This window comes from Ochrobactrum sp. C6C9 (genome assembly GCF_022627935.1).
Classification (GTDB): Bacteria; Pseudomonadota; Alphaproteobacteria; order Rhizobiales; family Rhizobiaceae; genus Brucella; species Brucella teleogrylli.
In genome coordinates, this window is sequence record NZ_JABXGB010000093.1 from 1 (window position 1) to 1,008 (window position 1,008).

Genomic DNA, 1,008 nt, shown 5'->3' on the forward strand with positions numbered 1-1,008 from the left:
GAAACAACTGAAGTCGATAGCGACTTACCGCGAATACATCATGGACTGGCCCGATAGGCTTTGCGTCGATGCGGCCATCGAAGCAGAAAAGCTCGGCGCTGATGTCCGCTTGTTCACCAATGCGAGCATCAGAGAAAAAAACTCTGATGGGCTGTGGCGGGTCGATCTTAGCTCTGCAGATCGTGAAATGAGCAGCGTGTTCGCACCTATCATTCTCAATCTTGCCGGAACTTGGATCGATGACGTTCTACAGGGGGTGTCCGGGGAGGGGAATGATCGTCTGATTCACGGGACGAAAGGCGCGCATATAGTCGTTCGTCTTCCGGATTATTATCGTGGTCATGGGGTTGCGGCGCTTAACCGATTGGGAATGCCGATTTATTGTCTGCCGTTCAAGGAGGACCTTTATCATATTGGCCCGACCGAAACCTATTTCGAAGGCGACGCTAGTAGCGTTAGGGCCGATGACGTCGATATTGAGTTTCTACTCGATGAAATCAATTTTCTTCTCCCTACTCTCAAACTGACGAAACAGAACGTCGAATTTACCTGGGCCGGTGTGCGGCCGTTGACCTTCAATCCCAAAAATCCTGACGGCGACAGAGTTCGGCAAATCCATGATTTGAAGGGCAAAGGTCATTCGGGAATTTTCGCGATGACCGCCGGACCGGTTATGAGCCATATGAGTGCAGGAAGGGAGCTGCTGGCAACGGTAGATGCAAACATTCCGATGCGGCCTGATCGGCAAAGAAGGCTATTGCAGCAGACGAATACACCGTTGACAACCGATGAAGGCACGTTGTCGTTTCGGCATTATGTCTCGCGAGAACATGCCCAGGATCTGAAAGGTATCTTCTATACCCGTAGCGGCATAGGTTGGGGGCGGCACATAGACCGAGCCACTGCAACTGATGCGGCCAGTGAAATCGCGGATTTGCTAGGATGGGAGCCAGAGCAGATCGAGCGCGAAGTAGACAAGTTTCTTCAATACCAACGGGAAATTCACCG

Annotated in this window: 1 protein-coding gene; it reads left to right on the forward strand. The window is 51.8% G+C overall.

Going from position 1 to position 1,008, the window contains the following annotated elements; all coding sequences use genetic code 11:
• Nucleotides 1-40: 40 nt before the first annotated feature.
• The coding region (locus HWD97_RS24195) for an FAD-dependent oxidoreductase (RefSeq protein WP_371835802.1) at nucleotides 41-1,008 on the forward strand (968 nt) is incomplete at its 3' end.